We start from the raw sequence: 26861 nt of genomic DNA, 5'->3' as shown, positions 1-26861 counted from the left end.
GCCGCCCACGACGGTTTGGGGAGAATGTGTGATGGCTGAGGATTTGGTCCGGTTCCGCAATCTGCTGGCGGGACGCGCGCGCAATGCAACCGGGGGCGAATGGCTTGAGAGCCTTGATCCTGCGACGGGCGAGGCTTGGGCTCTGGTCCCCCGTTGCACGGCGACCGATGTCGATGCAGCGGTGGAAGCGGCGCGCACCGCTTTCCGCTCGCCCGAATGGCGCGGCCTGACAGCAACCGCGCGTGGCGCGCTGCTCTACCGCTTTGCCGACATCCTCGCTGAAGAGGCGGAACGGCTGGCGCAGATCGAAACGCACGACAATGGCAAGCTGATCGCGGAAATGCGCGCGCAGCTTGGCTATCTCCCCGCTTACTACCGCTATTTTGCTGGCCTGGCCGACAAGATTGGGGGCCATGTCCTGCCCATCGACAAGCCATCGATGCATGCCTTCACCCGCCGCGAGCCGCTAGGAGTGATCGCCTGCATCACGCCGTGGAACTCGCCGCTGTTGCTGCTTGCGTGGAAGCTGGCGCCGTTGCTGGCGGCAGGCAATACGGCTGTCATCAAGCCGTCCGAACATGCCTCCTGCTCGACCCTCGCCTTTGTCGAACTGTTCGAACGCGCAGGGTTCCCGGGGGGCGTGGTCAATACCGTTACGGGCCTGCCCCAGGAATGTGGCGAGCCGCTGGTCAAGCATCCCGACATCGCCAAAATTGCCTTCACCGGGGGCGAGCCCGGCGGCATCGCCGTCTATCGCTCCGCTGCTGAAAATCTGAAGAAGGTCACGCTGGAGTTGGGCGGCAAGTCGCCCAACATAATCTTCGGCGATGCGGACCTCGAACGCGCAGTCTATGGCGCGGTGTCCGGCATCTTCGCGGCGTCGGGCCAAACCTGCATCGCGGGATCGCGCCTGCTGGTGCAGCGCGCTGTCCATGACGAGGTGGTGGAGCGCCTGGTCGCCTTGGCAGGCACGGCGCGTATCGGCGATCCGAAGCTTGCCGATACGCAAGTAGGACCGGTGACGACCCTGGCGCAGCGCGGCAAGGTGCTCGATCATATCGCGGGCGCGCGTCAATCAGGCGCGGAATGCGTGCTGGGCGGCGGGCTGCCGACGATTCCTGGATTGGAGGGCGGCTGGTTCGTGCAGCCCACCGTCTTCACCGGCGTCACCAACCAGATGCCAATTGCGCGCGATGAAGTGTTCGGGCCGGTGCTCGCCGTCATTCCGTTCGATGATGAAGAAGAGGCGCTGTCTATCGCGAACGACAGCCCTTATGGCCTCGCCGCTGGTGTATGGACGCGAGATATTGGCCGCGCCATTCGCATGTCGGAACGGGTCGAAGCCGGCACGGTCTGGGTCAACACCTATCGCGCGGTCAGTTTCATGGCGCCCTTTGGCGGCATGAAACGCAGCGGCATCGGCCGCGAAAGCGGGCAGGAGGCAATGGACGAATATCTCCAGACCAAGAGCGTGTGGATCGACCTTGGCTCACCCGTGTCGAACCCCTTCGTCATCCGCTGAGATGATGAAAATCACGGAAGCTTTGGCGGATTTCTGTGCCACCGTTTCGATTTCTTCCCTCCCACCAGAAGTTATCGAGCGCAGACATTCAGCCGCAAGGTGGTTGTGCCCCTCGGCGAGCCATCCAACTTCCTTGGAAAGGACAAGCTGCTGGAGAAGTTCATGGCGCTTGCTGCTCCGGTGCTCGGGGCCGACAAGGCCGACGCGCTCGCCACGGCTGCACTTGATCTCGCCTCTCTGCCGGATGTTGGAAAGCTGACGAATCTGGCGGCATAAGGCGAGGCTAGCGGGTTTCGACCCGCGCCTGCATCGCCAGCCCACCCGCATGATCAACAGCGGCCAAATCGCGCCCCAACAGCCCCAGCGTGAACGGCTCGCCCGCAAAAATCGGTCGCTGCGCACGGAAGGAGAAGCTCGCCACCTGCACGGCCGGGGTGTGACGCAGGAAATGATCCATCAGCAAGGTCGCGATGAAGGGGCCATGGACGACCAATCCGGGATACCCTTCGACATCCCGAGTATAGGGAAGGTCATAATGAATGCGGTGCGCGTTGAAGGTAAGGGCGGAGAAGCGGAAAAGCTGCACCGGATCAATCGTTACAACACGCGCTACGGGCGGGACCGAGGTTGGCGCTTCGGGCGCAGGAGGAGCCCCGCTCCGTCCAGCCTCACGATAGACGATGTCCTGCTCTTCCTCGACGCAGACATGGCCGTCCACCTTCAACCGGTGACGCAGGGTAACGAAGCGCATCCGCCCGGACCGCCCCTGTTTGTCATTGACCGCGATCGCGCTCGTCTCACGCGCCACTTCGCTGCCAAGCATGATCGGCGCGAAGAAGCGGACCCGACTACCCGCCCACATCCGGCGCGGCAGGCCATCATCTTCCCGCAGCGGATGTCCATCCTGCCCGATATCTGACTGCCGCGCGTCCGGCGGGAACAGCAGCCAATGGGCAAGTGGCGGCAACTCGCCCGGCCGCCACGGTGGCGTCTCATGATCGAGCAGCGCGGCGAGCAAATGCACCTGACGAGCGGCGGCTACGTCCGTGCGATGTTCAGTGGCTTCGCTCACAGGAACTCCGCGCGGATCGCTTCGTCATCGCCGCCCAAAGCCGGAACTGGCAGCGCGACCGCTTCCTCGCCATCCCACCTTATGGGCGAGGCTGGCAAGGCGACCGGCCCCGTCGGCGTGTTGGCGGTGACACGACGTAGCTGACTGTGCCGCGACAGGCCGTCGATGCCGTTCAGCCGCGCCCACGCGGTGCCAGCCGCCTCGAGCCGTGAGATCAGCGCGTCGGGCATTTCGGCTGCAAAAACACGGCCGACCAGCGCATCCAGCTCAGGGCGATTGGAGCAACGCAGCGTGTTGGACGCGTAGCGCGGGTCAGTCGCAAGGCTCGCGTCGCCGAGCACCGTGGCGCAGAATTTCGCCCATTCCCGCTCATTCTGGATCGACACAACGATCTGCGATCGGTCCGCCGTCGCAAAGGCGCCATAGGGCGCGATCGAGGGATGCTTCAGCCCAGCGCGAGATGGTGCCTTGCCGCCATAATCATAGTGTAACAGCGGAACGGTCATCCAGTCGGCCAGCCCGTCGAAGAGAGACACGGCGATGCCACGCCCCTTGCCCGTCTGCCCCCGTTCGATCAGCGCCTGAAGGATCGCGGCATGCGCGTTCATCCCGCAGGCGATGTCGGCGACCGACACGCCCACGCGGGCGGGATCGTCAGCGGTGCCGGTGATGCTCGCCAGCCCGGCTTCGCACTGGATAAGGAAATCATAGGCCTTCATCCCCGCCGCATCGCCGCTCTCGCCATAGCCGGTGATGTCACAAGTGATGAGTCGCGGATAGCGGGCGCGCAGATCAGCCGATCCGAACCCCGATCGCGCCGCCGCACCAGGGGCGAGATTCTGGACGAACACGTCCGCCTTCGACAGCATCCGCTCCCCCAGCGCCGCGTCGGCCGGGTCTTTCAGGTCGATGCGAAGCGATTGTTTGCCGCGATTGAGCCAGACGAAATAGGCGCTCTCGCCATGGACGACGGAATCGTAGCCGCGCGCGAAATCGCCCTCGGCCCGTTCCAGCTTGATAACCCGCGCGCCAGCCTCGGCGAGGCGGCTGGTACACAGCGGGGCTGCCACCGCCTGTTCCAGCGAGACGACCAGCAAGCCTTCCAGCACTTTTGCCATCAGAAGCTCTTCGGCAGGCCCAGCACATGCGTCGCCACATGGCTGAGGATCAGGTTCGTCGAGATCGGCGCGACCTGATAGAGGCGCGTTTCGCGGAACTTGCGTTCGATGTCATATTCTTCCGCAAAGCCGAAGCCTCCATGGGTCTGGACGCACATGTCGGCGGCATACCAGGATGCTTCGGACGCCAGCATCTTGGCCATGTTCGCTTCGGTGCCCGGCTGCACGCCCGCATCAAACAGGGCGGCCGCTTTATCCACCATCCCAGCGGCGGCGGTCGTCTGCACATAGGCGCGCGCGATCGGGAACTGGATACCCTGATTCTGGCCGATCGGACGGCCGAATACCGACCTGTCCTTCGCATAGGCGCTGGCGCGGTCGATGAAGAAGCGGGCGTCCCCGATGCACTCCGACGCGATCAGGATGCGTTCGGCGTTCATGCCCGACAGGATATAGCGGAAGCCCTTACCTTCCTCGCCGATCAGGTTCTCTGCTGGCACCCGCAGATCATCGAAGAACAGTTCCGTCGTCGCATGGTTCAGCATCGTCCGGATCGGCCGGATGGTGAGGCCATTACCCACGGCTTCGCGCATATCGACCAACAAGACGCTGATGCCATCGGTCGGCTTGGCGCATTCGTCGCGCGGTGTGGTGCGCACCAGCAGGACCATGAGGTCGGAATGTTCAGCGCGGCTGATCCAGATCTTCTGCCCGTTGACGACATAGTCATCGCCGTCCCGCTTGGCGAATGTCCGAATGCGGGTCGTGTCGGTTCCGCTCGTCGGCTCGGTGACGCCGAAAGCTTGTAGGCGCAGTTCCCCCGACGCGATCTTGGGCAAATAGCGCGCCTTCTGCTCCTCCGACCCATGCCGAAGTACGGTGCCCATCGTATACATCTGCGCATGCGCCGCGCCGCCGTTACAGCCTGAGCGATGCACCTCTTCCAGTACCGCCGTCGCCGCAGCCAATCCTAGTCCCGAGCCGCCATATTCTTCCGGGATCAGCACCGAAAGCCAGCCTTCGCTGGCGAGCGCGGTCACGAACTCGGTGGGATAGCGCCGCTCAGCGTCCAGTTCCTGCCAGTAGGTGCCGGGGAACTGCGCGCAAAGGCGACGAATACCTTCGCGAATGTCTGAAAACGTCTCTTCCTGTGCGGCAGTGCCCATTTCAGTCCCGATAAATGCGATTTTGTAAGACACTATCTGCCATCGGCCTACGCCGAAAAGTACAGAAATCGCACCGAGCTATGCAAAGCCTGTATGCAAAAGCGGATAAACCATTCGCGACGGCCAGCTTACGGAAGCGACTTTGGCTAAAGCATCGTGCGCAAAAGTGGGAACCGGTTTTGCGCTTAACAGGGTGCTGAAAAAGGGCTTGGCTGTCTTGCCGTGAGGTGATTCATTGTCTGACACGATGAACGGGGCGGACGGATGGGCGGGACGGACGAACGATCGGGCAAGCTGTTTTCCTATATTGACCTGGAGCAGCGTGTGGCGGCGCGGCATCCGTTGCGGGCGATCCGCCAGTTGGTGAACGAGGCGCTCGCTGACATCGGGCCAGAGCTGGAGGCGGTCTATTCGCGGATCGGCCGGCCGTCGATCGCGCCGGAGAAGCTGTTGCGCGCGCTGCTGTTGCAGCTGTTCCACGGCATACGCTCGGAACGGCAGATGATGGAACGACTGGACTTCGACCTGTCGTTCCGCTGGTTCGTGGGGCTCGGCATCGACGATCAGGTGTGGGACGCGTCGACCTTTTCGAAGAACCGGGAGCGATTGCTAGATGGCGAGATCGCGGCGCGCTTCCTGTCCGCGATCCTGGCGCGCCCGCAAGTGAAGCGCCTGCTGTCGAACGAGCATTTCTCGGTAGACGGCACACTGATCGAGGCGTGGTGCAGCATGAAGAGCTTTCGTCCCAAGGATGAGGCCGGAGCCGATAGTCCGCCCGATGACGGTTCGGGCAGTCGAAACAGCGAGGTCGATTTCCGCGGCACCAGGCGGAGCAACGACACGCATGCCTCGACTACCGATCCGGACGCACGCCTGTATCGCAAGAGCCCCGGAGCGGGCGCGAAGCTGTGCTACATGGGCCACGTGCTGATGGAGGACCGCAACGGGCTGGCGGTGGATGCCGAGACCACGCGGGTAGCGGGGTTCGCCGAACGGCTGACTGCGGTCGCGATGCTCGACGACGTTGAGCGGCCCGATGGCCGGCGGATCACGCTGGCGGCCGACCGGGCATACGACACCCGCGACTTCGTCGCCGAGCTGCGGGATCGGTGCGTCACACCGCACGTCGCCCAGAATGTGAGCGGTCGGCGCTCCGCAATCGACAGTCGCACGATCCGGCATCCCGGCTATGGCGCGAGCATCCGCATCCGCAAACGGATCGAAGAGGTGTTCGGCTGGGTGAAGTCGGCAGCCGGACAGGGCAAGACCCGGTTCCGGGGGCTGACAAGGGTGCGCTTTGCGTTCACGCTAACGATTGCCGCCTACAATCTCATCAGGCTCCCCAAACTGCTGGAGACGGGATGATGGTCGCTAGCGCTGCCCTCGTCGGCAAATGGCGGATCGTGGAAAGCGGGACATGGCCACGCGATCATCTCGATCTGTGCGACCCGGCTTTCCTGCGTATCGACGCCGACGGCACCGGCGAAATGGAGTTCGGTGCGCTCACCGCCTCGGTGGACGCCGGGTTCACCCCCAGCGGGATCGACTTCGAATGGAACGGAGCCGACGAGGGCGATCAGGTAACAGGCACCGGTTGGGCCGACTTACGCGACGATGGCATCCTCGAAGGTGAAATCGCCTACGATAATGGTGACGATACCACCTTCATCGCCGAGCCGTGGTGTTTTTCAGCAGCCTGCTAAAAGGATACGATAACAAAAAACTAGAGCGCGCTGCGTCCGATTAAATGCAGCGCACTCTAGGTATTTGGTCCCGGCATTTGATCGTGCGGGTTTAGGCTGAAGCGTTGGGGTTCGTTTATTCGTAAGGTTTGAGACCGTGCAGTGTCTTCATCCGCCGACCATAATGGTAGGCATTGATGAAGTCGTAGAGACATGCGGTCAACTGGGCATGACCATCGTAGTGGTAGCGCTTGACCGCGGCCTCCTTGATTGTCCGGTTCACGCTCGACCTGGCCGTCGGTCCAGGGACGTTTGATCTTCGTCAACCGGTGCTCGATTTCCTGCTCGCCGCAGACCCGGTCGAAGATGTGGTGGAAGGGCGTATTTGTGGTGCGCCATGGTTCCCGACCGGTGTCGGCGGATCAAATGGAGAAACGAATAGTCGGCTCGAAGCGCCACCGGCCCCATTGGCCGATGGCGCTTCGCCTTATTCAACTACCGAAATGATATCGGATCGATACGCCGTACATTCGGGGTTCCCCATATATATAGGAGTTGAAGCCATTCTGATAGGATACACCCTGGCTACTGATGATATACTTTACGTTGGTGAGGTTGGTTGCGAACGCGCCGAGGTCGAAGTTCGATCCTGCGACATTCTGCCACTGCAAGTTCATGCTTAGCAGGCCATAGCCATCTCCCGGGCCGCACTGGACTGACCCGGCATAGGCACCGGAATTCAGGCGGGGGCAGTTTCCGCCGATATAGGCGAACGGTTCGTCAACGGGCGCCTTGGAAGGCGACGTGTACTGGGCGTCGATATAGGCATAGGTAGCGGAAATGCTGACCTTCCCGATGGACTCATCCAGCGGCAGATCCACCCTGCCGGTAATGCTGAACTGGTTCTTCGGCGTGAACTGGAAAGGTATACCAGTCAGGACGCACTGCCCCGTCGCGCCATTGAACGGCACGCCGCCGCCGCAGTCGAAGCCGGGCGGCAGGCCGAAAGCGGGAATGCCGTCAGGAAACAGCGATGGCGCTGTGTATTGGTCATATTTCGCAGCGATGTGCGAGTAGGTCCCCGATAGCGTGAGCCATCGCGCGGGCCGCAACTCGCCTTCGAATTCTACACCCTGGATATGTGCTTGCCCCGCATTGCTGGTCTGCGCGCCAAAGACCTGTTGCCCATTATAGAAATAGGCGGTTCCTCCTGTCCTCTGCAGATCCTTATAATCCGTGTAGTAATAATTGATATTCGTACGAATTGGAATGCTGCCGATGTGCCAATCGGCTTTTATGCCTGCTTCATAAGCCGTTACAAATTCGGGCTGGAAAGAGCGCAGTTCAGGCGCGGGCGTTGCAGTGCCGACGCCGCCTGTCTTGTATCCACGACTGACCTTTGCGTACAACAACACATTCTTGTCGACATTGTAGTCGAGGCCCACTGTCCAGTTTGGCGCCTTGAATTTGGCACTCGATGATGTAACCGGAGCATCAGGGAGGCCGAAGTTTGAGAAGGCCGTCAGCTTGTCCCATGTATAGCGATAGCCAGCTGTCAACCGTAGCCCATCCAGACTGTCAGAGAAACTGCCGAACGATATCGTTCCCTGCGCATAAAGCGCTTTGCTGTCTGACCTTTGGCCTCTTCTTGTCGGATTAAACGCGCTGACAAGCTGCGGACCTGTCGGCTTAACATTCTGGTAGTAAGCGCCTACCGTGAAGTTGAGCGCGCCCTCGCCTAAATTGCCTTGAATCTGAGGTTCGATCGAATATTGGCGTGCGTCAGTGTAATAGTTATATCTCGAAAATCCACCGGGACTAATCTCATCCGCCCCGATCAAAGTTCCGCCCTGTGTCGATGGCGGCCTGTGATCGTCGGGATAGCCGTCACCATCAAAAGGCGCGCTGTTCTTCAGATGCTGATAATTGGCGATGTTGCGGAACGTCAAAGCATCCGTAAGTTCTGCCGAGAAGATGTCTGTTACGGAGAAATAGCGCGTGCGTTCGCTAAAGAGCAGTGGGCTAAGGGCTACCGAACGGATTCCGCGGTCAATCTGCTGCTGCAGATATGTGCTGTACGGCAGCCCCGTTTGAGGATCGTCACCGGCGGGAACAGCGTTGAGCACCGTTCCGGTGCCATGTTCCTGAACGCGAGCGAAGGTCGCAAGAAGATAATTCTCAATCCCCTCCGCCGGGCGCCAAGTTAAGCCTGCGCGGAATGAATAACGGTTGCGATTGTCCAAGTCCGTGTCAGTGGTGATCTCGTGCGTAAAGCCGTCCCGTTTTTGATAAATGCCCGCGACACGCAGCAAAAGCTTGTCTTCAACAATTGGCACGTTGAGAGCTCCGCGCAATTCGATCGAGTCGTAATTGCCATATTGGATCTGGCCATAGCCTTCGAACCGATCGGTTGGGCGCTGCGGCTCGAACAAGACGGCGCCGCCTGTCGTGTTGCGGCCGAACAGCGTGCCTTGCGGCCCGCGCAATACCTGCAAGCTGGCGAGGTCATAATAATTGAGGCCGCCACCATTCTGCGCATTATTGCGCTGATCGGCGATGATCGGAACCTCGGCCGAATAAAGCACCACGCCTGGGGCTGCATTGAAAGTCGCGCCTTGGCCACGGATGGTCACATTCTCGCTATTGCGCTGCTGGCCAGAGCCGCCGACAACGAGCGACGGTACTTGTCCGAGCAAGTCCTGCGTGTTTGAAATATTGCGCTGCGTGAGCGAGCCAGCATCAAAGGCGGTGGCAGAGATCGGGACATTTTGAAGCCGTTCGGCCCGCCTCCGTGCCGTCACGATGATTTCCGACAGACCGGAGGCCGCAGGACCGCTTGCCGCTGCCGTGGGCTCATCCGGTCCCGTCGACGTCTGAGCAAAGGCCGTTCCAGCGCAGCCGACGAGAGCTACACTCCCCATCAAGGTGCGTACGAGAAATAGATGTCGCGCAATCATGAAATCTCCCCTTTTTGCCTGGTGATATTTTTTGAATATTTTTCAATTATCTAATTAGATTATAGTTAAAAATGTAATCATGTATCGATAGATACAAGAGTTCATGCCATCAACCAATATGGTTATGACTTGAATTACTTCAGAATTATCAATCACGAATCGAGCTAGGAACTTATCCAAATATGATCTTAAACTTAGTAAGATCATTCCGACTCGGAGATCGGATCATCAGCAGATGGAATATTTCCTTTCTAACTCTCTGTGATCTGCGCCTTTCCTATACCTCCCCGCTGAGCAACGCGTGCTCGCGCCAAATACTTGGTGGACGACAAGGTTTTGTCAATGGGGAAAATCAGGTGCCCCGGACGATCGTCCGGGAGAAGCGCGATTGGCGCGTCTCACCGCGAGCCCACTGGGTCTCCTTGATCTTTATCCCATTTCCGTTTCGTCGGTTGATCGCGGCCCAGCCAGAGATATAAGCGGCCCATGAACGATGACCGTATTGGAACCAAGCGCCGGAAACCTGGCGTCTATTCGCGCGGAGCCGAAACGGTGAACGCTATCCTTAAGGCGGCGCTGCATGTATTGGTCGAGGAAGGTGCCAGCGCCTTTACGCTCCAACGCATCGCTACCGAATGCGGTTTGAAGGTCGGTCACGTCAATCATCACTTTCCGCGCAAGGAATTGTTGGTCGAGGTCCTGCTCGACGAGATTCTTGTTGCGGGCGAAACCCAGATCAACGGGGCGATGGAACAGCCCAGCCTTTCCGCAGAGGATGGGTTAGCGCGGTTGATCGCCCATATTCTTGATGACGTCAGCACGAAGCAGACCGCGCATCTGTTTACCGAGCTTTGGGCCATGGCCAACCATAACAAATTGGTGGCGGACAGGCTGGGAGCGCTGCATCGCCATGTCCATCAGTTGATCACCTTTTTCGTGGGACGGCTGAACCCCAAGTTGAGCCAGGAAGATGCGGCAGTCGTAGCCATATTCATATATGGCGCGACAGATGGAATGACGATGTTTTCGGGCTTTGGGCGGCCGTGGGCATCCGACATGCCCAGCGTCAAGAATATCGCGATCAAGGGCTTGGTCGAGCTGGCAAAAACGATCACTCCGCGAGACATATCCAAACTTCCCGAGACAGACGCTAAATCCCTGGCCAAGTAGGGCTGACGCGCAGGGCGCCAAACGGAAACGGGATGACCAGATACACGGCCTCTTTCAGGCTTTGCCTTTGCATGCGCGTGAGAAATGCGCGCTGCTCAAAAAACGGTCATTGACAAAACTTGGTGATTGCCAAATATTCGGGCCATGCTTCTGACGACGGTATTGCCCGGCGGCAGGAGTCGTAGTTTCACGACACAAGGCGAAAGTCGGCACCGCAGCCAAACTGCGCACCGGCTGCAATTTCGATCGCCCTCATCGTTAGATGGATGAACTGAAGAAAGATGTTCCGGACAATATAATGATATTGTTCTGAATAAAATAATTTCGAGAGGTGATATGGGTATTCAGGACAAGCTGGATCGCTCGCAATACACGGTGTCGATGGATGATTATGCCGAAGGCATTGCAACACGGCTGAAGTTATTGATCGAAACCGATCCGCAAGTTGCGGCAGCGATACCGGACCCTGCAATCAACACTGCAAAGCGTCGCAGCGGTCTCGGTTTCGCCCAGATCGTGGCGACCTGCATGGAGGGCTATGCTGACCGACCTGCGTTGGCAGAGCGCGCGGTGGAACTGAAGGTCGATCTGGCAACCGGCCGGACCACGCGAGAGATCCAGAAGCATTTCGAAACGACGAGCTACGCCACTCTATGGGACCGGGCGCGTCGACTTGCTGCCTTCTGGCACAATAATCCTGATCGGTCGCTGGGAGCCGATGAGTTTCTCTGCCTTCTTGCCTTTGGCAGCGTGGACTTTGCGACGGTCGATCTTGCCGCGATCCACAATGGGGCGGTGGCGGTTCCCCTTCAGGCCAACGGGGCGTTCCAGCAGTCGCTGTCCATCTTCAACGAGGTGGCGCCAAGTTGGCTCGCGGTCAGCCTGGAATATATCGAAGCGGCCACCGAACTGGTCATTCAAGGCCATCGTCCGCGCGGTGTGCTGCTGTTCGATTATCATCCCGAGGTTGATGACGAGCGCGAGCGGTTCGAGGCCGCTCGGGCAAAGCTCGCCGATGCGGGTCTGTCGCATCTGCTGGTCACGCTGGAAACGGCTCTGACGGAGGGCAGCGCCCTGCCGCCCGCGCCGCTGTTCGACAAGGCGGACGGAGAGCGGCTCTCCACCATCTACTACACATCGGGAAGCACTGGCCTGCCCAAGGGCGCGATGCTGCCTGAGCGGATGATCAAGCAGCTGTGGCTCGTCGATTCGCCCATGCCGATGATCAACCTCATCTACATGCCGATGAACCACACGTCAGGGCGGAGCATCGTCTTCTCGCTCCTTGGGCTGGGGGGCATCGGCTATTTCACGGGCAAGAAGGACCTGTCCGAACTGTTCGACGACATGCGCATTTGTCGGCCAAGCTACATGATGCTGGTCCCGCGCGTGTGCGAAATGATTTACCAGCAATATCAGGTCGCGCTCGACCGGCGCTCCGTACCCGGCGCGGACCTGGACACGGTCAAGGCCGAGTTGCTGCGCGAAACCCGCGATATTCTCCTCGGCGGGCGGCTGCTCGTCGCTTCCTTCGCCTCGGCCCCCCTCGCCCCTGAACTATTGCAGTTCATGGAAGAATGTCTGGGCTACAAGCTGGGCAATAATTATGGCGCCACCGAAGTCGCCGCGGTGCTGACCGACAACCGGATCGTCCGTCCGCCAGTGATCGACTACAAGCTGGACGACGTACCTGAGCTTGGCTATTTCAAGACCGATAAGCCTTATCCGCGCGGTGAGTTGCGGATCAAGACGTCGAGCATCATGCTTGGTTATTACAAGCGACCTGATGTAACAGCCGAAGTTTTCGACGAAGACGGATATTACAAGACCGGCGACATCATGCAGGAGATCGCCCCTGACCATCTGGTCTACATCGATCGCCGCAACAATGTTCTGAAGCTCGCGCAGGGCGAGTTTGTCGCCATTGCCCGGTTGGAGGCGATCTTCACCAACGGCGATCCGCTCATCCGGCAAGTCTATCTATACGGCAGCAGCGAGCGCGCATTTCTGGTCGGCGTCTTTGTGCCTAATGAAGCGACGCTCCAGCAGATGGGCATCGCCGATGACCCGGCTGCGATCAAGGACGCGCTGCGCGAAGCGATCCAGAACATCGCGCGCGCAGAACAGTTGCAACCTTATGAAGTGCCACGCGACTTCATCGTCGAGCATGAGCCCTTCAGCGCAGAGAATGGCCTGCTGGCGGGCATCGGCAAATATCAGCGGCCCAAGTTCAAGGAACGCTACACCCCGGCCCTGGAAGCCATTTACGAGCGTATCGCGGTAAGCCAGCACAATGAGCTTGAGGCGCTGCGCCGTGAAGGCAAGGAGCTTCCCGTGCTCGAAGCCGTCGCCCGCGCCGTCAAGGCGACGCTCGGATTGGAGGATGTCGATCTTTCCAAGCGGATGAGCTTCTCCGATCTGGGGGGAGACTCGCTCTCGGCCGTGTCCTGCTCGCTGCTGCTTGAAGATATTTACGGCATCGATGTGCCGGTATCGGTCATCAACAGCCCTGCCGGAAGCATGCAGGACCTCGCCCAGTTCATCGAACGGGGTCGGAGTGGCGAGGCGAAGGGACCGACCTTTGCTTCGGTGCACGGCGCCGGTGCGAAGGAGATCCGCGCGAGCGACCTGACGCTGGATCGCTTCATCGATGGCAGTGCTCTCGACGCGGCGCGCAACGCCTCGCCTCCTTCGACGGAAGTGCGGACCGTTTTCCTCACCGGAGCGAACGGCTTTTTGGGGCGGTTCCTTTGCCTGGAATGGCTGGAGCGCATGGCTGACGTAGGCGGCAAGCTGATCTGCGTCGCGCGTGGTCGCGACGCAGCAGCCGCACGGCACCGCATCGCGCAGGTTTTCAGCAGCGGCCCGCAACTTAAGAGCCGCTTCGAGGCGCTCGCCGACGCGCATCTGGAGGTTCTGGCAGGCGATCTTGGCGAACCGCAGCTTGGCCTTGCCGATGCCGATTGGAAGCGGTTGGCCAAGGATGTGGATCTGATCGTCCATCCAGGCGCACTGGTGAATCACGTACTGCCCTATCATCAACTGTTCGGCCCCAATGTCGCAGGCACGGCGGAGGTCATCCGTCTGGCGATCACGCATAGGCTAAAGCCCATCAACAATGTCTCGACCGTGGCGGCAGCCCATACGCCGGACGGCGTGATGATCGACGAAGACGCCGACGTGCGCACGACGTCACCAGTCCGGCCGCTGTCGAGCGATGGCTACGCCGATGGCTATGCCAACAGCAAATGGGCGGCTGAGGTTCTGTTGCGGGATGCGCATGACCGCTTCGGCCTCCCGGTCGCGACCTTCCGCTCGGACATGATCCTGGCGCACAGCCGTTATGAAGGGCAACTCAACGTCCCCGACATGTTCACCCGCCTGCTACTCAGCATCGTGGTTACGGGGCTGGCGCCGCGGTCATTCTACAGCGGTACGGCCAAGCCCCATTATCCCGGTCTGCCGGTGGACTTCACGGCAGAGGCCATCGCCGTCCTGGGGACCAAGGCGACGAGCGGCTATCGCACCTACCATGTCATCAATTCCCATGATGACGGCATTTCGCTGGACAGCTTCGTCGACTGGATCGACGCCGCCGGATATCCGGTCCAACGGATCGAGGATTACGCCGACTGGCTCGAACGTTTCGGCACCGCCATGCGTGCGCTGCCCGAGGACCGGCGGCAACATTCGTCGCTGCCGCTGCTGCACCAGCTGGAATATCAGATGCCGGGAGAATTCGGGACCAGCGTTCCTTCCGCCCGCTTCCGCGCGGATGTGATCCGGCATGAAGTGGGCGCTGGCAAGGATGTCCCGCATCTGTCGCGCGAACTGATCGGCAAATATCTGGCTGACCTCTCCGGTCTCGGCCTCATCTAAGGACAATAGACACAGTCATGACCAAATCGACCAAAGGCTATGCGGCGTTCGCCTCTGATACCGACCTGGAGCCCTTCTCCTTCGCCCGACGTGACCTGCGTGCTGACGATGTCGCGATCGATATCCTCTATTGCGGCGTGTGCCATTCCGACCTGCATCACGTTCGCAACCACGGGGGGTATGTCACCTATCCTACTGTTCCTGGCCATGAGATCGTCGGCCGGGTGGCGGCGGTCGGGAGCAGCGTCAGCAAATTCCAGCCCGGCGACATGGTCGGGGTCGGCTGCTATGTCGACAGCTGCCAGCGGTGCAATCCATGCCAGGCGGGCGAAGAACCCTATTGCGTGGAATATGCCACGCCCACTTATGGTTTCGCGGATCGCCATGACGGCATGCCATCGCAAGGCGGCTATTCTGAAAATATCGTCGTGTCGGAAAAATTCACGGTGCGCATTCCCGATGGGCTGGACGCGAAGGCCGCCGCGCCATTGCTGTGCGCAGGCATCACCACTTACTCGCCGTTGCGTCACTGGAAGGTCGGCGCGGAACACAAGGTGGCGGTGATCGGCCTTGGCGGCTTGGGTCACATGGGGCTGAAGTTCGCCAAGGCGATGGGCGCCGAAGTAACGCTCTTCACCCGCAGCCCCGGCAAGGAGGAAGAAGCGCGACGCCTGGGCGCCGACCATGTCGTGCTGTCGACCGACGAGCAGCAAATGGCATCGGTCGCCAACAGCTTCGACTTCATCCTCGACACCGTGCCCAACGCGCATGACGTCAATCCCTACATCATGACGCTCCGCTGGAACGGGACGCTCATCCTTCTGGGCTTGCTCGGCGCGATCGACCCGCCACTCCACAATGTACCCTTGATGATGGGCCGCAAATCGGTTGCCAGTTCAAACGTGGGTGGGATCGCCGAAACGCAGGAGATGCTCGATTTCTGCGCAGAGCATGGCATCGCGAGCGACATCGAACTGATCAACATTCAGGACATCAATAACGCCTATGAGCGCATGGAAAAGGGCGACGTGCGTTACCGATTCGTCATCGATAACGCATCGCTACGGGAAAATTGAGGCAGCTATTGTGAGCAAAGGTAGCCGCTCGTCACAGTTGGCGTGACGGCTACGCTCGCCTTCTCCACTTTTTTGGGATCGCCATAATATGAGCAGCCTTGCGCAGCGGCACGCCGCCGCTGACCCGAACAGGCGGACGGCGCGCATGATGCTCGTCCGGGCATTTCTCGCGCAGAACACAGCCACAGGGTGCGCATTTGGCGGCTTTGCGGTCAGCATATTGGCGATTCAGGCCCGTTTCGACACGACTCGGGGCATGGCCGCGATGGTCCTTGCCCTCACGGTGCTGGCGATGAGCGGGCTGGGTCCGATCGTCGCGGGAATGATTTCCCGGATCGGCCTGCGCAACACCATGATGACCGGTGCTGTGCTTTCGATAACAGGCTATCTTCTGCTTGCCTTTGTGCAATCGATTGAGGCTACACTCATCGTATGCACACTCGCGATCGGCCCTGGCGCTTCTCTGCTCGGAGGCTTGCCGCCTAGTATATTGGCCGGGAACTGGCATCCACATGCGCGAGGAAGGGCGGTCGGGATTGCGTATATTCCGCTGTTCGTCACTGTCATTCCCCTGCTCGGCCTTGCAGTCATGCAAAGATTTGGTCTGCCGGCATTCTTTGTGACCCTAGCGGTGCTGCACATTTTGCTACTGCCCGTACTGCTGGGCGTTTCGGAACCACCGCAGAGCGATTGCCCCGAAAGCGCCGCAGTGGCTGCGGGCTCACGACCTTCCATCCTCTCACAGCCTCTGTTCTGGGGCGTGTTGATCGGCGAGGGTGTCCTTCAGGCGAGTACCATCACCGGCTCGGCCCATATCGTTGCCATCGCAACCGAATATGGGATCGCGGCCCGCTGGGGAGCTCTGCTCCTGTCCGTCAAGGGCTTTGCAAGCATATTCGGATCCCTCCTGGCAGGACTGGCTTGTGATAAATTTGGCCCCGCGCGCACATTGAGCGCTGCCGGTGCAGGATTGACCGTCAGTTGGATCATAATTTCAGCGAGCGGCTGGTTTCCAGCATTGGCACTGGCGATGATCATCATGGGCATATCCGGAGCGGCCATTTTTCCCCTGGTTGCGGTTCTTGTCGCCCAGATATTCGGGGTATCCGCATTTCCGCGCACTATAGGATTTCTGGGCGCTTTCACCCTGCCTTTCACGTTCGCCGCTCCAGCCGCAGGTTGGCTGCGCGATACGACGAACAACTATCATGTGGCGATGCTGCTGCTCATGGCGCTATCTTTCGGGGCGGCTATCAACTTTGCTTGGATGAGCCGGACACAGGGCGGTAGAGCCTTGGCGGCGTGAAGATTCTCATCCTTGCTCTTGCCTTCGAAAATTAAGCAGAAGCGCTGGGCTATCTGCCACATACAAGTGTTGGCGGTTTCTGGCGAATGAAGAAACAGACCACTCGCCATCGATGGAGGCGTGGAGCAGCAGCGTAGCGAGGGGCTCATCTAAGCTTTAGCGGCTGGGGACACAGGGTAAGGGCGAGGCGGAAGCGGCCTGATCAAAGGGGAATGGTGGAATGAAGACCCGGATTACCGAGCTTACTGGCACGCGCTATCCCATTATCCAGGGTGGCATGCAGTGGGTGGGCCGCGCCGAGCTTGCGTCGGCGGTGTCCAATGCCGGCGGTCTGGGCATACTGACGGCGCTGACGCAGCCGACGCCCGAAGCGCTGGCCGCCGAGATCGAGCGGTGCCGGACCATGACCGACAAGCCGTTCGGCGTGAACCTGACCATTTTGCCGACCGCACAGCCTGTTCCCTACGAGGCCTATGCGGAAGTCATCGCCGGATCGGGCGTTGGCGTGGTCGAAACGGCCGGGCGTAGTCCCGCCGAGTTCATTGCCCGCTTCAAGCAGGCGGGCGTCAAGATCGTGCACAAATGCACTGCCGTCCGCCATGCGCTGTCCGCACAACGGGCGGGCGTCGATGCCGTGTCGATCGACGGGTTCGAAGCGGCGGGTCATCCGGGCGAGGATGATATTCCGGGCATGGTGCTGATCCCGGCTGCGGCGCGCGCGCTGGAGATTCCGATCCTGGCGGCAGGGGGCATGGCGACCGGGCGCAGCATGGCGGCGGCGCTCGCATTAGGCGCTGAAGGCGTGACGATGGGCACCCGGTTCATGCTGACGAAGGAAGCGCCTATCCATGAGGCGATCAAGCAGGCGGTGATGCAGGGGACGGAGCGCGACACGACGCTGATCTTCCGCCAGCTGCGCAACACGGCGCGCGTGTTCCGCAATGCCGTCGCCGAGGAGGTGAACGTCAAGGAACGGGAGCCCGGTGCGACGTTCGAGGATATCCGGCCGCTGGTCGCCGGTGCGCGAGGGCGCGCGGCGCTGGAGAGTGGCGAAGTGGATGGCGGTCTGGTCTGGGCAGGGCTTGGGATCGGTTTGATGGACGACATTCCGACTTGCGCCGAACTGATCGAGCGCATCGTGCGCGAATGCCGCGAGGCGCTGGGCCGCGCCGTGGCGCTAACCGGGGAGGCAGGCAGGGTGATCATTGACCCGCCTATAAGATAGCGCCATTTGTGCAATATTCTGCGCCTATTATATCTTTGACCTAGCGAAGTCTGCGAGTCCGCTATTGTGCGGTTACCCCTGAAGATGTCGCCGTCTACGAAGCCGACTGCCTGAGTTGTCGCAGCGGCCCGGAAGCTAAAAGGCGATGGAGTTGTCCCCATACCGGGCACCTTTATCTGGGCTCCTGCCGGGGGCATCGCTTTGGATCAGGTTCTGGAAGATGGTTGGCTGGGCTTGATCGAACCGTGTCACCGTAGATGGGGTTAACTTGCGCCATGCTATCGTCGAACAGGGCGATGCGGCCGAGACTCCAGGCCCCGGTCCTGGCTTTCAGCCAACGGCGCTGCGACTGCTCAGACCGGCACATGGCTCGCGAAAAGCGCTATCGCTCCTCGCGAGCCTGTTCCCAGCAAAATCAACCGCCGTTCTGGCTCAGCTGAAGCATGTGACCCTCCGGATCGGCAACAAAGGCAACCTGCATGCCGCCCATGCCGGGAACTTCCCGCGCTGGCTCCAGAACACGTCCACCGGCTTTTTCCACCCGGGCGATCAAGTCGGCAACATCCTTCGTTGCCAAGCCTAGTATCAACTCGTTTGCGGCAGGCGTCTGGGTGTCGTGGAACTGAGCAAGAATGAACAGCGGCCCACCCTCGTAAGTCGGCATAAACACGACTTCGCTGACCTTCCGTCCATTGATTTCCGCTTCAACGCGGCTCATCTCGACCAGACCGATGGCCGAGGAATAGAAGGACACCGCCTTGTCCAGGTCCTTGACCTGGAGTTTGGTGAACATGAAATCGGTGTTGCCGTTCTTGGCAAAAGGTATCGCCACGTTTTGTCTCCTATTTTGACATTCTCGCACAGCGATCGACTGTTCGCCGAACTGCATGAAGCGGTGGGCGCAGTCGCCCTCAGGCAGCTTCGTCCAAGGCATCGGGCGGGATGTTCGTGGGACCGCCAATATCATAGACCTTGGCCAGAAGACCGACGAACGCATTGTCGTTCATGGGATCGGTCGGCACTTCGAACTGGACACCACGCTTCTTCATGTCCTCGATCAGCATGTTGATCGCCTGCTCATGGGTGATGTCGTCGCGGTGATCGTAGGTCAGCTTGAAATCGTCAATGTCCTTGAACAGACGAGCGCCCCAATGGACCAGGAAGCGCATTTCCTCTTCCGGCACCTTCTGAGTGACCTTGCCAAAAGTTTCGATCTGCCAGCCGGTCGGATCCTGCGCATCAGGGCCAAAGGTCGAACTGATGTCGAGCCCTTGCGGCCTGCGCATGGCGACCGGACCCGCAGCCTGTCCGTGGTGGAACGTCATCTCGTTTTCGACGACCACCGCTCGGCCCCACATGGGGGCGTTGATCTGCATGGCCTCACCGCTCGGCCCATCAGGCCAGCAGTTGAAGCCGCCGCCGATCTTGCCCTTATAATACCAAGCGATCACCTGGCCCTTCTTCGAGCGCCAGCGATTGAACAGGCAGGACTTCGCCATGGTCAGCAGCAGCCAGAGCGGCGTGTTTTCCATCGTCAAACCACGGAAGACCGTGCCATCCAGATGGGGCGGCCCGCCGAGGGGGGTTGGCCCCTGGATATTGAAGAGGAAGGTCTCGGGTTCTGCATATTGGCAGTCGTAATAATTACGCACCAGCTCGAGAAAGCGGGAGTTGTAATAGCAATCCTCGATCTCTGGGTAGAAGCAGGTCCCCCCACGCGCCAAATATCCTCGAAATCCGGGATAGATGCCGATCATGTCCCAGGTCAGCTTGACCCCTTCCGGCAATTGCTTGCCTGCGCCTGAGGTCGTGGCGATAACCTCCTCTGGCGTCTTGAAGTTTTCCGCCAGCATCAACGGCCAAGGACCATTGTTACGAGCAACACTCAACAAACGTGCGTGCTGATCGTCCGTATAAGCTTTATCGATCAACTGCGGAGGTGCGACAGGGCGGAACTGTTCAGCGAGATCACGAAGCATCATCTAGTCTCCCAATATTATTCGGTTTTCATCCGTTTCCTGTTTACGAAAGCGGATCAGATGGTCAGCATGTCCATTTCGCGCGTTGCGGTCTTGGCGGCATCGTCGGCGCGGGTGACGTTGAAGTCTTCTTCGCGGGGCGATCGCAGGACATGCCAGATGCGCGAGTTGTGGCGCGGGATGGCGAGGATGACCTTCTTCTGCCCGTCGGCGCCCTTGTCGCGATAATAGCCATGGGCACTGCCGCACTGGACCCAGGCGGTCTTGGCCAGGTTCGCATCGACATCGTCGATGAACGCCTGCGTTGCCTCTGGCGACACATCGAAGGACGACAGATGATCGTCCACCATCCATTGCAGCAGTTCGACGATATAATGGACCTGCTGCTCGCTCACCACGGCATGGTTGGCGACCAGATAGCTGTAGGGCGCGCCCATGAAGACGAAGTTGGGGAAGCCGGTGATCAGCATGCCTTCATAGGAGAAGGGATGCGGGTCGAACGCGTCCGTCAAAGTTTCGCCGCCGGCGCCGCGAATGTCGAACTGCCGCCCGAAATGCAGATTATAGCCGGTCGACAGCAGCAGCACGTCGCATTCGATCCGCGTGCCATCGGCCAGGATCACCGCGTCCTGCTCGGCCTCGGCCAGTTCGCCGCGCACGATCGACACATTGGGCTTCTTGAGCGTGTCGTAAAAACCGCAATCCAGGATCGGCCGTTTCGCGAACACCGGGAAGTTGGGTGTCAACAACTTCACCATCTCCGGATCGTCCGGGAAATGGCTCTTCAGATAGCCTTCGCACATCATGCGCATGCCGTCGTTGATCGGGCCAAAGCCGCCCGTCTTCGCGGCATAATCCTCATCCTTCATGATCATGCCGTGCATGTCGCGCATCTGGCTGTGCAAGCCCTGCAGACGCTTCCACTGCGCGACGAAGGGCACATATTCCATCGCCCAGCGCTCGATTTCGGCCACCGGCGCATGCGCCTGCGGATTGGGGATGATATGTTCCGGCTGGCGCTGGACGATCACCAGTTCGCCGACCTTGTCGGCAATGGCCGTCGCCACCTGCACGCCTGAACAGCCCGTGCCGACCAGTACGACCTTCTTGCCCGTCAGATCGACCGAATGGTCCCAGGCGGCCGAATGAATGACCGGCCCCTTGAAGCTGTCGAGATTCTTCACCTTGGGATAATTGGGATTGTTGTTGGGTCCCACCGCCATGATGAGGACGTTGCACTCATGGCTTTCCGGCTTGCCGTTCCGGATCGCCTTCACCGTCCAGATCTTGCGCTTCTCGTCCCATTCCGCACCCTCGACCCAGGTGCCGAACCGGATCCGGTCGCGAAGACCATATTTGTCGGTGACGCGATCGAGATAGGACAGAAATTCCGGGCCACGCGGGTAGAATTGCGTCCAGGAAGCATTGGGCTCGAAGGAGAAGGAATAGACGCGGCTCGGCGTATCGACCGCCGCGCCCGGATAGGTGTTGGTCAGCCAGTTACCACCGACCGTGTCCATCGCCTCCAGCACGGTGAAGTCAAAACCGGCCTGCTGCAGCTTGATGGCGGCGTTGATGCCCATCATGCCCGCGCCCACAACCAGAACCTTGAAATCGGCGGGCGGGACATCGGCCGCCTTGCGAATGCGCGTGTCGGTGGTGAACCCGGCATGCTGGAAGGCAACATCCACCGACATTTCGGGAAGGTCCTGACCCAGCAGCAAACGGCTCATCCGCTTGAACATCGGCCGGTCCAGCTGTGGCATGACCGCAGGCTTCCCGGCCTTCACCGCCACGCGCAGGCGATCACGGATCTCGGCGACCACGGCCGGATCGATGGCAGGCCGTTCTTCATGCGCATGGATGTCGACGAACGTCTCGACCAGCTCTTCCTGCCGACCGTCGATCGCATCCCAATAGTGGTTCAGCAGCGTCCGATTGCCGGTCAGCTGGATCAACGCCATCAGCGCCATGGTGGGGTCCAGCGCATCGATCGCGGCATCGACCCTGGCATTCATGTCCAGCACCCGTTCGTGCATCCCGTTTCTCCTCATATGTGCCCGCTTTCGGACTCGATGAGAATGAATTACACATTAGTGTGTAATTGGTCAATGACGACTCTGCTTGCCATTGCTCTTCCGCTGCGCGACGAGGCAAAAGATGAATGAAACGAGCACCAAGAGGCGAGCGGGCCGCCCGACGGCGGAGGCGGCCGAACAGAAGCGTATGAACCTGATTCTCATCGCGGTGGAGGAATTTGCCCGTGCAGGCTTTCACGCGGCTTCCTTGCGCGACATCGCGGAAAAGGCGCAGGTGTCGAGCCGCACCCTCTACAATCATTTTCCCGACAAGCTGGCGCTTTTTGCCGCCTGCCTTGAATATTCGGGCGCACAGCTTCAGCCGGACGTCCCCGATCTAAAGGGTGACCTGCACACGCGCCTTGTCACCTACGCGACGGAAATGCAGCGCCAGCTTTCCTCGACCCGCAGCATGCGGATTTCCCGGCTTATCTACCGGGAAGGCGGAGAGTTCGACGAACTGCGAAAGATCGCTCGTCACCAGTTTGAACGGTATCAGGTCAGTCCGGTTGCGGCGATGTTGAAGAAAGAAGGCGCCTCCGCCGCAGAAAGCCGCAGCTTCGCCATGCAATTCGTCGCCATGGCCTTTGGCGAATGGCAACGCCGCTTATTGTTCGGCGAGCCTCCGCTTACGCTCAGCGAAATGGCCGCGCATGCACGGTTGGTCACGGGACTGTTCCTGAACGGCATCCGTTCAAACCTGGGCAAAATGGACAGCTGACCTTCCCACCCCTCAGAGAAATGCGATAACGGGACCCGACACGCCACTCTCCGCGTTTTGCCCTCATGATGGGAGAAGCGTGCATGGAGCACATGGAGTTGGGGGCACCGGCGGCGTTCGAGCCATCGGAAGAAGATGGCATGGACGGGGACATCACGGCTGGCGACGGCCGGGCCGCCGCTCTGCTTGATCTGCTACACGTCCTGAAGAACCGTGGATATAGTTTTGTCACCCCCACGCCCGCCACGCATGGACGGGTTGTTGAACGAGCGTCGCGTCGGCCCGCCCATGACCTACGGGATATTTTCGGCTGGTCGCTACCGTTCGATCCGAAGCTGCTGGACCCGGAACTTGCTCGCATACTGACAAAGGCCAACGCACTGGAAAGATATGACGACGGTCTGAAAAGCCGCTTCCGCGTGTCATCGCTTGGGAACGACCTGCTCCTTCACTCCGCTTATCCGACTGATTGTCAGGAAGCGGTATTCTTCGGGCCTGACAGCTATCGTTTCGCGCGATTGATCGGCGATGAATTATCTCGACGCCCGCAAAAGAAGGGCGCGCGGCTTGTCGATATCGGCACGGGCGCCGGAGTAGGCGGGATCGTGGCCGGTCATCTTTGCCCTGCTGCCGATATTTTGATGACCGACATCAATCCCCTCGCGCTTTATCTCGCCCGTATCAACGCGCAGGCCGCCGGTATATCGGCCCGCTTCCGCCAGACCGGTGATCTGTCCGCGACACATGGGACGTTCGACCTCCTGCTCGCGAACCCCCCTTATATCATGGACACCGCAGGCCGCGCCTATCGTGACGGCGGGGGCATGCACGGTGCTGAAGTATCGCTGATGATGGCAAAGCAGGCCCTTCCCCGGCTGACAGCAGACGGACGTTTCATTCTTTATACTGGTAGCGCGATCGTCGATGGCCGCGACACGCTGAAGGACCGCTTGGGCGGTCTTGCGGCGGCGCGGAACTGCGCGCTAAGCTACACCGAAATCGACCCGGATGTGTTTGGCGAAGAATTGGAAAATCAGGTCTATTCCGGTGTCGACCGCATCGCGCTCATAGCCGCGATCATCGAACAAAAGGACAGCGCAGCTTGATCGCGGTGAAGGGTCGGCCGTTGCACCTCCTTGCCGGTCTTCTCATTGGCCTGATTGCAGGCATCGCCACCAGCGGGCGGGCGCAGGAGTTGGTCGGTAAAATCATGCTGCCGATCGGCAGTCTGTGGCTCGATGCCCTAACCATGACAGTGGTCCCGCTGATCTTCGGCCTGCTCGTCACCGGCATCGCCTCCGCCTCCCGCAATGCCGCTGCTGGCAGCATTGCGACCCGCGCCCTCATCCTCTTCGCCCTGATGCTGGCCGCCGCCTCTGTAACAGCGGCATTATTGGCAGAAGGGCTGTTGCGGCTATGGCCCGTCACTGAAGGATTGGCGGAGGCCGGAAGCGCCTCCCCTCCCGCTCTTTCACAAAGCGAATGGTTTCGCGGAATCATTCCTGCAAATCCCCTAAAGGCCGCCGCCGAAACAGCTATGGTGCCGCTCGTCACATTCGCGATATTCTTCGGCTTCGCCATCTCCCGCATCAGCACGGATCTGGCGGATACGCTGCTTAGACTGTTGTACGGACTGGTCGAGACCATGCTAGTCATCGTGGGTTGGGTGCTGGCGGTCGCACCTGTCGGCGTAGCCGCCTTGGCATTCGGCGCGGGCGCAAAGCTGGGCGTCGGCGTGGTCGGCGCCTTTGCCCAATATGTGGCGGTTGTCATAGCCTGCTGCCTTGCCTCCACGCTACTCGCCTATATCTGGGCCGCTTTTGCAGGCGGTCGCTCCCCATTGCGTTTCGGGCGATCGGCCTTGGCCGCCCAGGCGGTAGCGCTGGGCACCCAATCATCGCTCGCGACCTTGCCGGTGATGGTAGATGCAGCCCGCAAGCTGGATGTTCCCGAAGAAACGGCTGCCATCGTGCTGCCGATGGCGGTTTCGCTGTTCCGCGCGGCCAGCGTCGCCGCAAACGTCGCCGTCGCTATTTATCTCGGGCATGTACACGGCATCGTTCCTGGAGCCACGACCCTCGCGCTGATAGCGCTCGTCGCCGTTCCCATCAGCCTCGGCGCGGTAGGTCTTCCGGCCCAAATATCCTTTTTCGCGACGATCGCCCCCATCTGCATCGCGGCGGGCATCCCCGTCACAGCGCTGCCGTTGCTCCTCGCGATCGAGGCGATCCCGGACCTGTTTCGCACGGTGGGCAACGTCACCAACGACGTCGCCGCCGCCTGCGCCATCAGGCCAAAGCCGTCGCTATCCCCAGAGCAGACCCCGTGAAAATCAGGTCGGCCCCAAGGGCACCACATTGAATTCATATTTCACGATATCCACCGCGATACCGGAATCGATATGGGCAACACCTTCGATGCCGGAAATATGATCGTAGAGGAATTGCTGGACCTCGGAAAAATCGTGCAGCGCCACCATCAGTTCCAGGTCGTACCCGCCGTTCATGGCGTTGACGCTCAGCACTTCGGGGAATTTTGCCAGATCGCGGCCCACATCCTGAATGCCGCGCCCCTGCACCCTGACGCCCACAGCCAGGATGACATTATATCCCCTGGCGGCGAAGTCGGTCACGGCGACCACGCGCATGGCGCGCGCATCTTCCATCTTCTGCAACCGTGCCGAAACGGTCGCGGCAGTCACCGATAGCTGCTGCGCAATGTCCTGGTTGGTCGCTCGCCCATTAGTCCGCAGGATTTCGATGATATTATTGTCCAGCGCGTCCAATGAGGGCGGCGCTGTCATCCGCCCATTCCTTATCTGCATGCCGCCATGACTCCCATCGATCCGCGGAGGTATAGCGTGTGGAAATGGAGAGTGCCACATGAGGCGTGTTAAGCCGACGGCATACGCCTTAATGCTTTTCGCGAGGATGCAACGCTACAATGTAAACCTCGCCGAATATTACGGCGGAGATCATCGCTCAGCGACCCGATGCGTAACAATTGCGCAATTTCGCTATGTAAAAAATTCTCCGGCATAATCCTGAAAATGCCGTCACGATCCCAGGACGCTCCGTGCCGCATCCACGGCCCACTGTGCCCGTTGATGGGCGTTGAAGCCTTGGTCGATGGCGTATTGCTGGGGTATTTCGACGCTGAGGGGTGTTGCGGGGTTGAGGGCGTGGAGGAACGCCGGGATGTTGAACGTGCCTTGTCCGGGGAGTTGGCGCTGGATACCGGCTTCGCGTTCGATCTGGTCTGGATCGATGGTTGATGGGCCGTCGGCTATCTGGGCGATGGCGATGGCGGGATGGGCAAGGAGGGCGAAGCTGGTTTCGGGTTCGGGTCCGCGCATGATGTGGAGGAGGTCGGCTGTGACCTTGATGTCGGATCGGCCGGAGCGGGTGATTTCCTCGAGGGCGGCGCTTAAGGTTTGGACCTGCGAGGGCGGATAAAATTCGATTGCAAGGGCGATATCGAACCCTGAAGCAAGCTCGGCCAGTTCGACGAGCTTCTCGGTGCGGCGATTGGGATCGCGATCATAGCAGAGCACATTGGCGAGGGGCGCGCCGAGCGCGGCGGCGGTTTCGAGCGCGGGGATAAAGTCCTGCGGGTTGGTACGTCCTGCCATGGTGAAGGGGTAGACAAGGTCGACCGTGACCCCGGTGGCGGCGAGCGCATCACGGGTCTGGCGCAGCGCCTGGGGATCGCGCACCAGATCATAGGCGGGCATGGCGGGCAGCACCTCCATCGCATGGAGGAACGGGCAGATGCCCTGGCATCCCACCTCTGCGGCGATTTGCGCAAGCTGCCAGGGGGTGGTGTCGGTGACGGTGATATGGTCGAGCGACAGGCGCTTGTCGGCCATATCCTCTCCTCCTGTTGCGTGTGAGCGACGCCGGGCGCGAAC

Annotated in this window: 21 protein-coding genes and 1 pseudogene; 12 read left to right on the top strand and 10 right to left on the bottom strand. The window is 60.3% G+C overall.

The window, feature by feature from the left end; translation table 11 throughout:
* Positions 1-31: 31 nt before the first annotated feature.
* Positions 32-1522 carry an aldehyde dehydrogenase gene (locus ACZ5YV_RS13820; RefSeq protein ID WP_464789653.1) on the top strand — a complete coding sequence of 497 codons (1491 nt, stop codon included), beginning with the start codon at positions 32-34 and terminating at the stop codon, positions 1520-1522.
* Positions 1523-1621: 99 nt separating this feature from the next.
* Positions 1622-1798: a hypothetical protein gene (locus tag ACZ5YV_RS13815; RefSeq protein ID WP_464789652.1), complete on the top strand. Its 177-nt coding sequence runs from the start codon at positions 1622-1624 to the stop codon at positions 1796-1798.
* Between the two features lie 7 nt (positions 1799-1805).
* Here the strand turns inward: ACZ5YV_RS13815 and ACZ5YV_RS13810 are convergent, their stop codons facing one another.
* From ACZ5YV_RS13810 to ACZ5YV_RS13800, 3 genes are read right to left on the bottom strand one after another with little or no spacing between them, the layout of a single operon-like run.
* The gene (locus ACZ5YV_RS13810; protein ID WP_464789651.1) at positions 1806-2594 is read right to left on the bottom strand and encodes an HTD2 family dehydratase; all 789 of its coding nucleotides are present in this window, start codon (positions 2592-2594) and stop codon (positions 1806-1808) included.
* Positions 2591-3712, bottom strand: coding sequence for a CaiB/BaiF CoA transferase family protein (locus ACZ5YV_RS13805; RefSeq protein ID WP_464789650.1), 1122 nt, complete (start codon positions 3710-3712; stop codon positions 2591-2593). The genes ACZ5YV_RS13810 and ACZ5YV_RS13805 overlap by 4 nt, the downstream gene beginning before the upstream one ends.
* Complete coding sequence (locus ACZ5YV_RS13800; protein WP_464789649.1) at positions 3712-4878, bottom strand: acyl-CoA dehydrogenase family protein; 1167 nt, start codon at positions 4876-4878, stop codon at positions 3712-3714. Before ACZ5YV_RS13800 ends, ACZ5YV_RS13805 begins: the two co-directional genes overlap by 1 nt.
* Positions 4879-5142: 264 nt before the next feature.
* Between ACZ5YV_RS13800 and ACZ5YV_RS13795 the strand changes: the two genes are divergently transcribed.
* On the top strand, positions 5143-6243 hold the full coding sequence (locus ACZ5YV_RS13795; RefSeq protein ID WP_464789648.1) for an IS5 family transposase: 1101 nt from the start codon (positions 5143-5145) through the stop codon (positions 6241-6243).
* Positions 6240-6581: a hypothetical protein gene (locus ACZ5YV_RS13790; protein ID WP_464789647.1), complete on the top strand. Its 342-nt coding sequence runs from the start codon at positions 6240-6242 to the stop codon at positions 6579-6581. The genes ACZ5YV_RS13795 and ACZ5YV_RS13790 overlap by 4 nt, the downstream gene beginning before the upstream one ends.
* A gap of 56 nt (positions 6582-6637) precedes the next feature.
* Here ACZ5YV_RS13790 and ACZ5YV_RS13785 read toward each other — a convergent pair.
* Together ACZ5YV_RS13785 and ACZ5YV_RS13780 are read right to left on the bottom strand one after the other, a co-directional pair.
* A pseudogene (locus tag ACZ5YV_RS13785) lies at positions 6638-6937 on the bottom strand (IS481 family transposase); the annotation flags it as partial.
* Between the two features lie 114 nt (positions 6938-7051).
* A complete protein-coding gene (locus ACZ5YV_RS13780) occupies positions 7052-9517 on the bottom strand; it encodes a TonB-dependent receptor (protein WP_464789646.1) in 2466 nt (821 codons plus the stop codon).
* A 486-nt stretch (positions 9518-10003) separates the two neighbouring features.
* On the opposite strand from ACZ5YV_RS13780, the gene ACZ5YV_RS13775 reads away from it, so the two are divergent.
* The 5 genes from ACZ5YV_RS13775 (at position 10004) to ACZ5YV_RS13755 (ending at position 18173) form a co-directional block, all read left to right on the top strand.
* On the top strand, positions 10004-10687 hold the full coding sequence (locus ACZ5YV_RS13775; protein WP_464789645.1) for a TetR/AcrR family transcriptional regulator: 684 nt from the start codon (positions 10004-10006) through the stop codon (positions 10685-10687).
* A gap of 381 nt (positions 10688-11068) precedes the next feature.
* Positions 11069-14566: a carboxylic acid reductase gene (gene car / locus ACZ5YV_RS13770; protein ID WP_464789915.1), complete on the top strand. Its 3498-nt coding sequence runs from the start codon at positions 11069-11071 to the stop codon at positions 14564-14566.
* Positions 14567-14583: 17 nt separating this feature from the next.
* On the top strand, positions 14584-15642 hold the full coding sequence (locus ACZ5YV_RS13765; RefSeq protein ID WP_464789644.1) for an NAD(P)-dependent alcohol dehydrogenase: 1059 nt from the start codon (positions 14584-14586) through the stop codon (positions 15640-15642).
* An 88-nt stretch (positions 15643-15730) separates the two neighbouring features.
* Positions 15731-16948, top strand: coding sequence for an MFS transporter (locus tag ACZ5YV_RS13760; RefSeq protein ID WP_464789643.1), 1218 nt, complete (start codon positions 15731-15733; stop codon positions 16946-16948).
* Between the two features lie 220 nt (positions 16949-17168).
* Positions 17169-18173 carry an NAD(P)H-dependent flavin oxidoreductase gene (locus ACZ5YV_RS13755; protein WP_464789642.1) on the top strand — a complete coding sequence of 335 codons (1005 nt, stop codon included), beginning with the start codon at positions 17169-17171 and terminating at the stop codon, positions 18171-18173.
* Between the two features lie 415 nt (positions 18174-18588).
* Here the strand turns inward: ACZ5YV_RS13755 and ACZ5YV_RS13750 are convergent, their stop codons facing one another.
* Genes ACZ5YV_RS13750 through ACZ5YV_RS13740 form a run of 3 tightly spaced genes read right to left on the bottom strand, consistent with a single transcriptional unit; the run spans position 18589 to position 22191 of the window.
* Positions 18589-19062 (bottom strand): VOC family protein, encoded by a 474-nt coding sequence (locus ACZ5YV_RS13750; RefSeq protein WP_464789641.1) that lies wholly within the window; start codon positions 19060-19062, stop codon positions 18589-18591.
* Between the two features lie 22 nt (positions 19063-19084).
* Complete coding sequence (locus ACZ5YV_RS13745) at positions 19085-20155, bottom strand: hypothetical protein (protein WP_464789640.1); 1071 nt, start codon at positions 20153-20155, stop codon at positions 19085-19087.
* 53 nt (positions 20156-20208) lie between these two features.
* Positions 20209-22191: a flavin-containing monooxygenase gene (locus ACZ5YV_RS13740; protein WP_464789639.1), complete on the bottom strand. Its 1983-nt coding sequence runs from the start codon at positions 22189-22191 to the stop codon at positions 20209-20211.
* Between the two features lie 121 nt (positions 22192-22312).
* On the opposite strand from ACZ5YV_RS13740, the gene ACZ5YV_RS13735 reads away from it, so the two are divergent.
* From ACZ5YV_RS13735 to ACZ5YV_RS13725, 3 genes are all read left to right on the top strand, one after another.
* Complete coding sequence (locus ACZ5YV_RS13735; protein ID WP_464789638.1) at positions 22313-22951, top strand: TetR/AcrR family transcriptional regulator; 639 nt, start codon at positions 22313-22315, stop codon at positions 22949-22951.
* A 92-nt stretch (positions 22952-23043) separates the two neighbouring features.
* Positions 23044-24057 (top strand): methyltransferase, encoded by a 1014-nt coding sequence (locus ACZ5YV_RS13730; protein WP_464789637.1) that lies wholly within the window; start codon positions 23044-23046, stop codon positions 24055-24057.
* A 5-nt stretch (positions 24058-24062) separates the two neighbouring features.
* Entirely contained in the window at positions 24063-25280 is a 1218-nt protein-coding gene (locus ACZ5YV_RS13725) for a dicarboxylate/amino acid:cation symporter (RefSeq protein ID WP_464789914.1), read from the top strand.
* 3 nt (positions 25281-25283) lie between these two features.
* Here ACZ5YV_RS13725 and ACZ5YV_RS13720 read toward each other — a convergent pair whose 3' ends face one another.
* Entirely contained in the window at positions 25284-25754 is a 471-nt protein-coding gene (locus tag ACZ5YV_RS13720; RefSeq protein WP_196227476.1) for an Lrp/AsnC family transcriptional regulator, read from the bottom strand.
* Positions 25755-26006: 252 nt separating this feature from the next.
* On the bottom strand, positions 26007-26819 hold the full coding sequence (locus tag ACZ5YV_RS13715) for a sugar phosphate isomerase/epimerase family protein (protein WP_464789636.1): 813 nt from the start codon (positions 26817-26819) through the stop codon (positions 26007-26009).
* Positions 26820-26861: the final 42 nt, after the last annotated feature.

This window comes from Sphingobium sp. TomTYG46, assembly GCF_055396345.1.
The sequence above is the reverse complement of the archived record's forward strand: the minus strand, read 5'-3'. Positions and strand labels throughout refer to the sequence as shown.

Bases quoted from the DNA above. Each gene is read 5' to 3' on its own strand.
- ACZ5YV_RS13760 (WP_464789643.1), top strand. From the start codon at position 15,731: ATGAGCAGCCTTGCGCAGCGGCACGCCGCCGCTGACCCGAACAGGCGG.
- ACZ5YV_RS13720 (WP_196227476.1), bottom strand. From the start codon at position 25,754: ATGACAGCGCCGCCCTCATTGGACGCGCTGGACAATAATATCATCGAA.
- ACZ5YV_RS13780 (WP_464789646.1), bottom strand. From the start codon at position 9,517: ATGATTGCGCGACATCTATTTCTCGTACGCACCTTGATGGGGAGTGTA.
- ACZ5YV_RS13740 (WP_464789639.1), bottom strand. From the start codon at position 22,191: ATGCACGAACGGGTGCTGGACATGAATGCCAGGGTCGATGCCGCGATC.
- car (WP_464789915.1), top strand. From the start codon at position 11,069: ATGGATGATTATGCCGAAGGCATTGCAACACGGCTGAAGTTATTGATC.
- ACZ5YV_RS13745 (WP_464789640.1), bottom strand. From the start codon at position 20,155: ATGATGCTTCGTGATCTCGCTGAACAGTTCCGCCCTGTCGCACCTCCG.
- ACZ5YV_RS13805 (WP_464789650.1), bottom strand. From the start codon at position 3,712: ATGGCAAAAGTGCTGGAAGGCTTGCTGGTCGTCTCGCTGGAACAGGCG.
- ACZ5YV_RS13750 (WP_464789641.1), bottom strand. From the start codon at position 19,062: ATGCAGTTCGGCGAACAGTCGATCGCTGTGCGAGAATGTCAAAATAGG.
- ACZ5YV_RS13775 (WP_464789645.1), top strand. From the start codon at position 10,004: ATGAACGATGACCGTATTGGAACCAAGCGCCGGAAACCTGGCGTCTAT.
- ACZ5YV_RS13755 (WP_464789642.1), top strand. From the start codon at position 17,169: ATGAAGACCCGGATTACCGAGCTTACTGGCACGCGCTATCCCATTATC.
- ACZ5YV_RS13790 (WP_464789647.1), top strand. From the start codon at position 6,240: ATGATGGTCGCTAGCGCTGCCCTCGTCGGCAAATGGCGGATCGTGGAA.
- ACZ5YV_RS13800 (WP_464789649.1), bottom strand. From the start codon at position 4,878: ATGGGCACTGCCGCACAGGAAGAGACGTTTTCAGACATTCGCGAAGGT.
- ACZ5YV_RS13715 (WP_464789636.1), bottom strand. From the start codon at position 26,819: ATGGCCGACAAGCGCCTGTCGCTCGACCATATCACCGTCACCGACACC.
- ACZ5YV_RS13735 (WP_464789638.1), top strand. From the start codon at position 22,313: ATGAATGAAACGAGCACCAAGAGGCGAGCGGGCCGCCCGACGGCGGAG.
- ACZ5YV_RS13765 (WP_464789644.1), top strand. From the start codon at position 14,584: ATGACCAAATCGACCAAAGGCTATGCGGCGTTCGCCTCTGATACCGAC.
- ACZ5YV_RS13795 (WP_464789648.1), top strand. From the start codon at position 5,143: ATGGGCGGGACGGACGAACGATCGGGCAAGCTGTTTTCCTATATTGAC.
- ACZ5YV_RS13820 (WP_464789653.1), top strand. From the start codon at position 32: ATGGCTGAGGATTTGGTCCGGTTCCGCAATCTGCTGGCGGGACGCGCG.
- ACZ5YV_RS13730 (WP_464789637.1), top strand. From the start codon at position 23,044: ATGGAGTTGGGGGCACCGGCGGCGTTCGAGCCATCGGAAGAAGATGGC.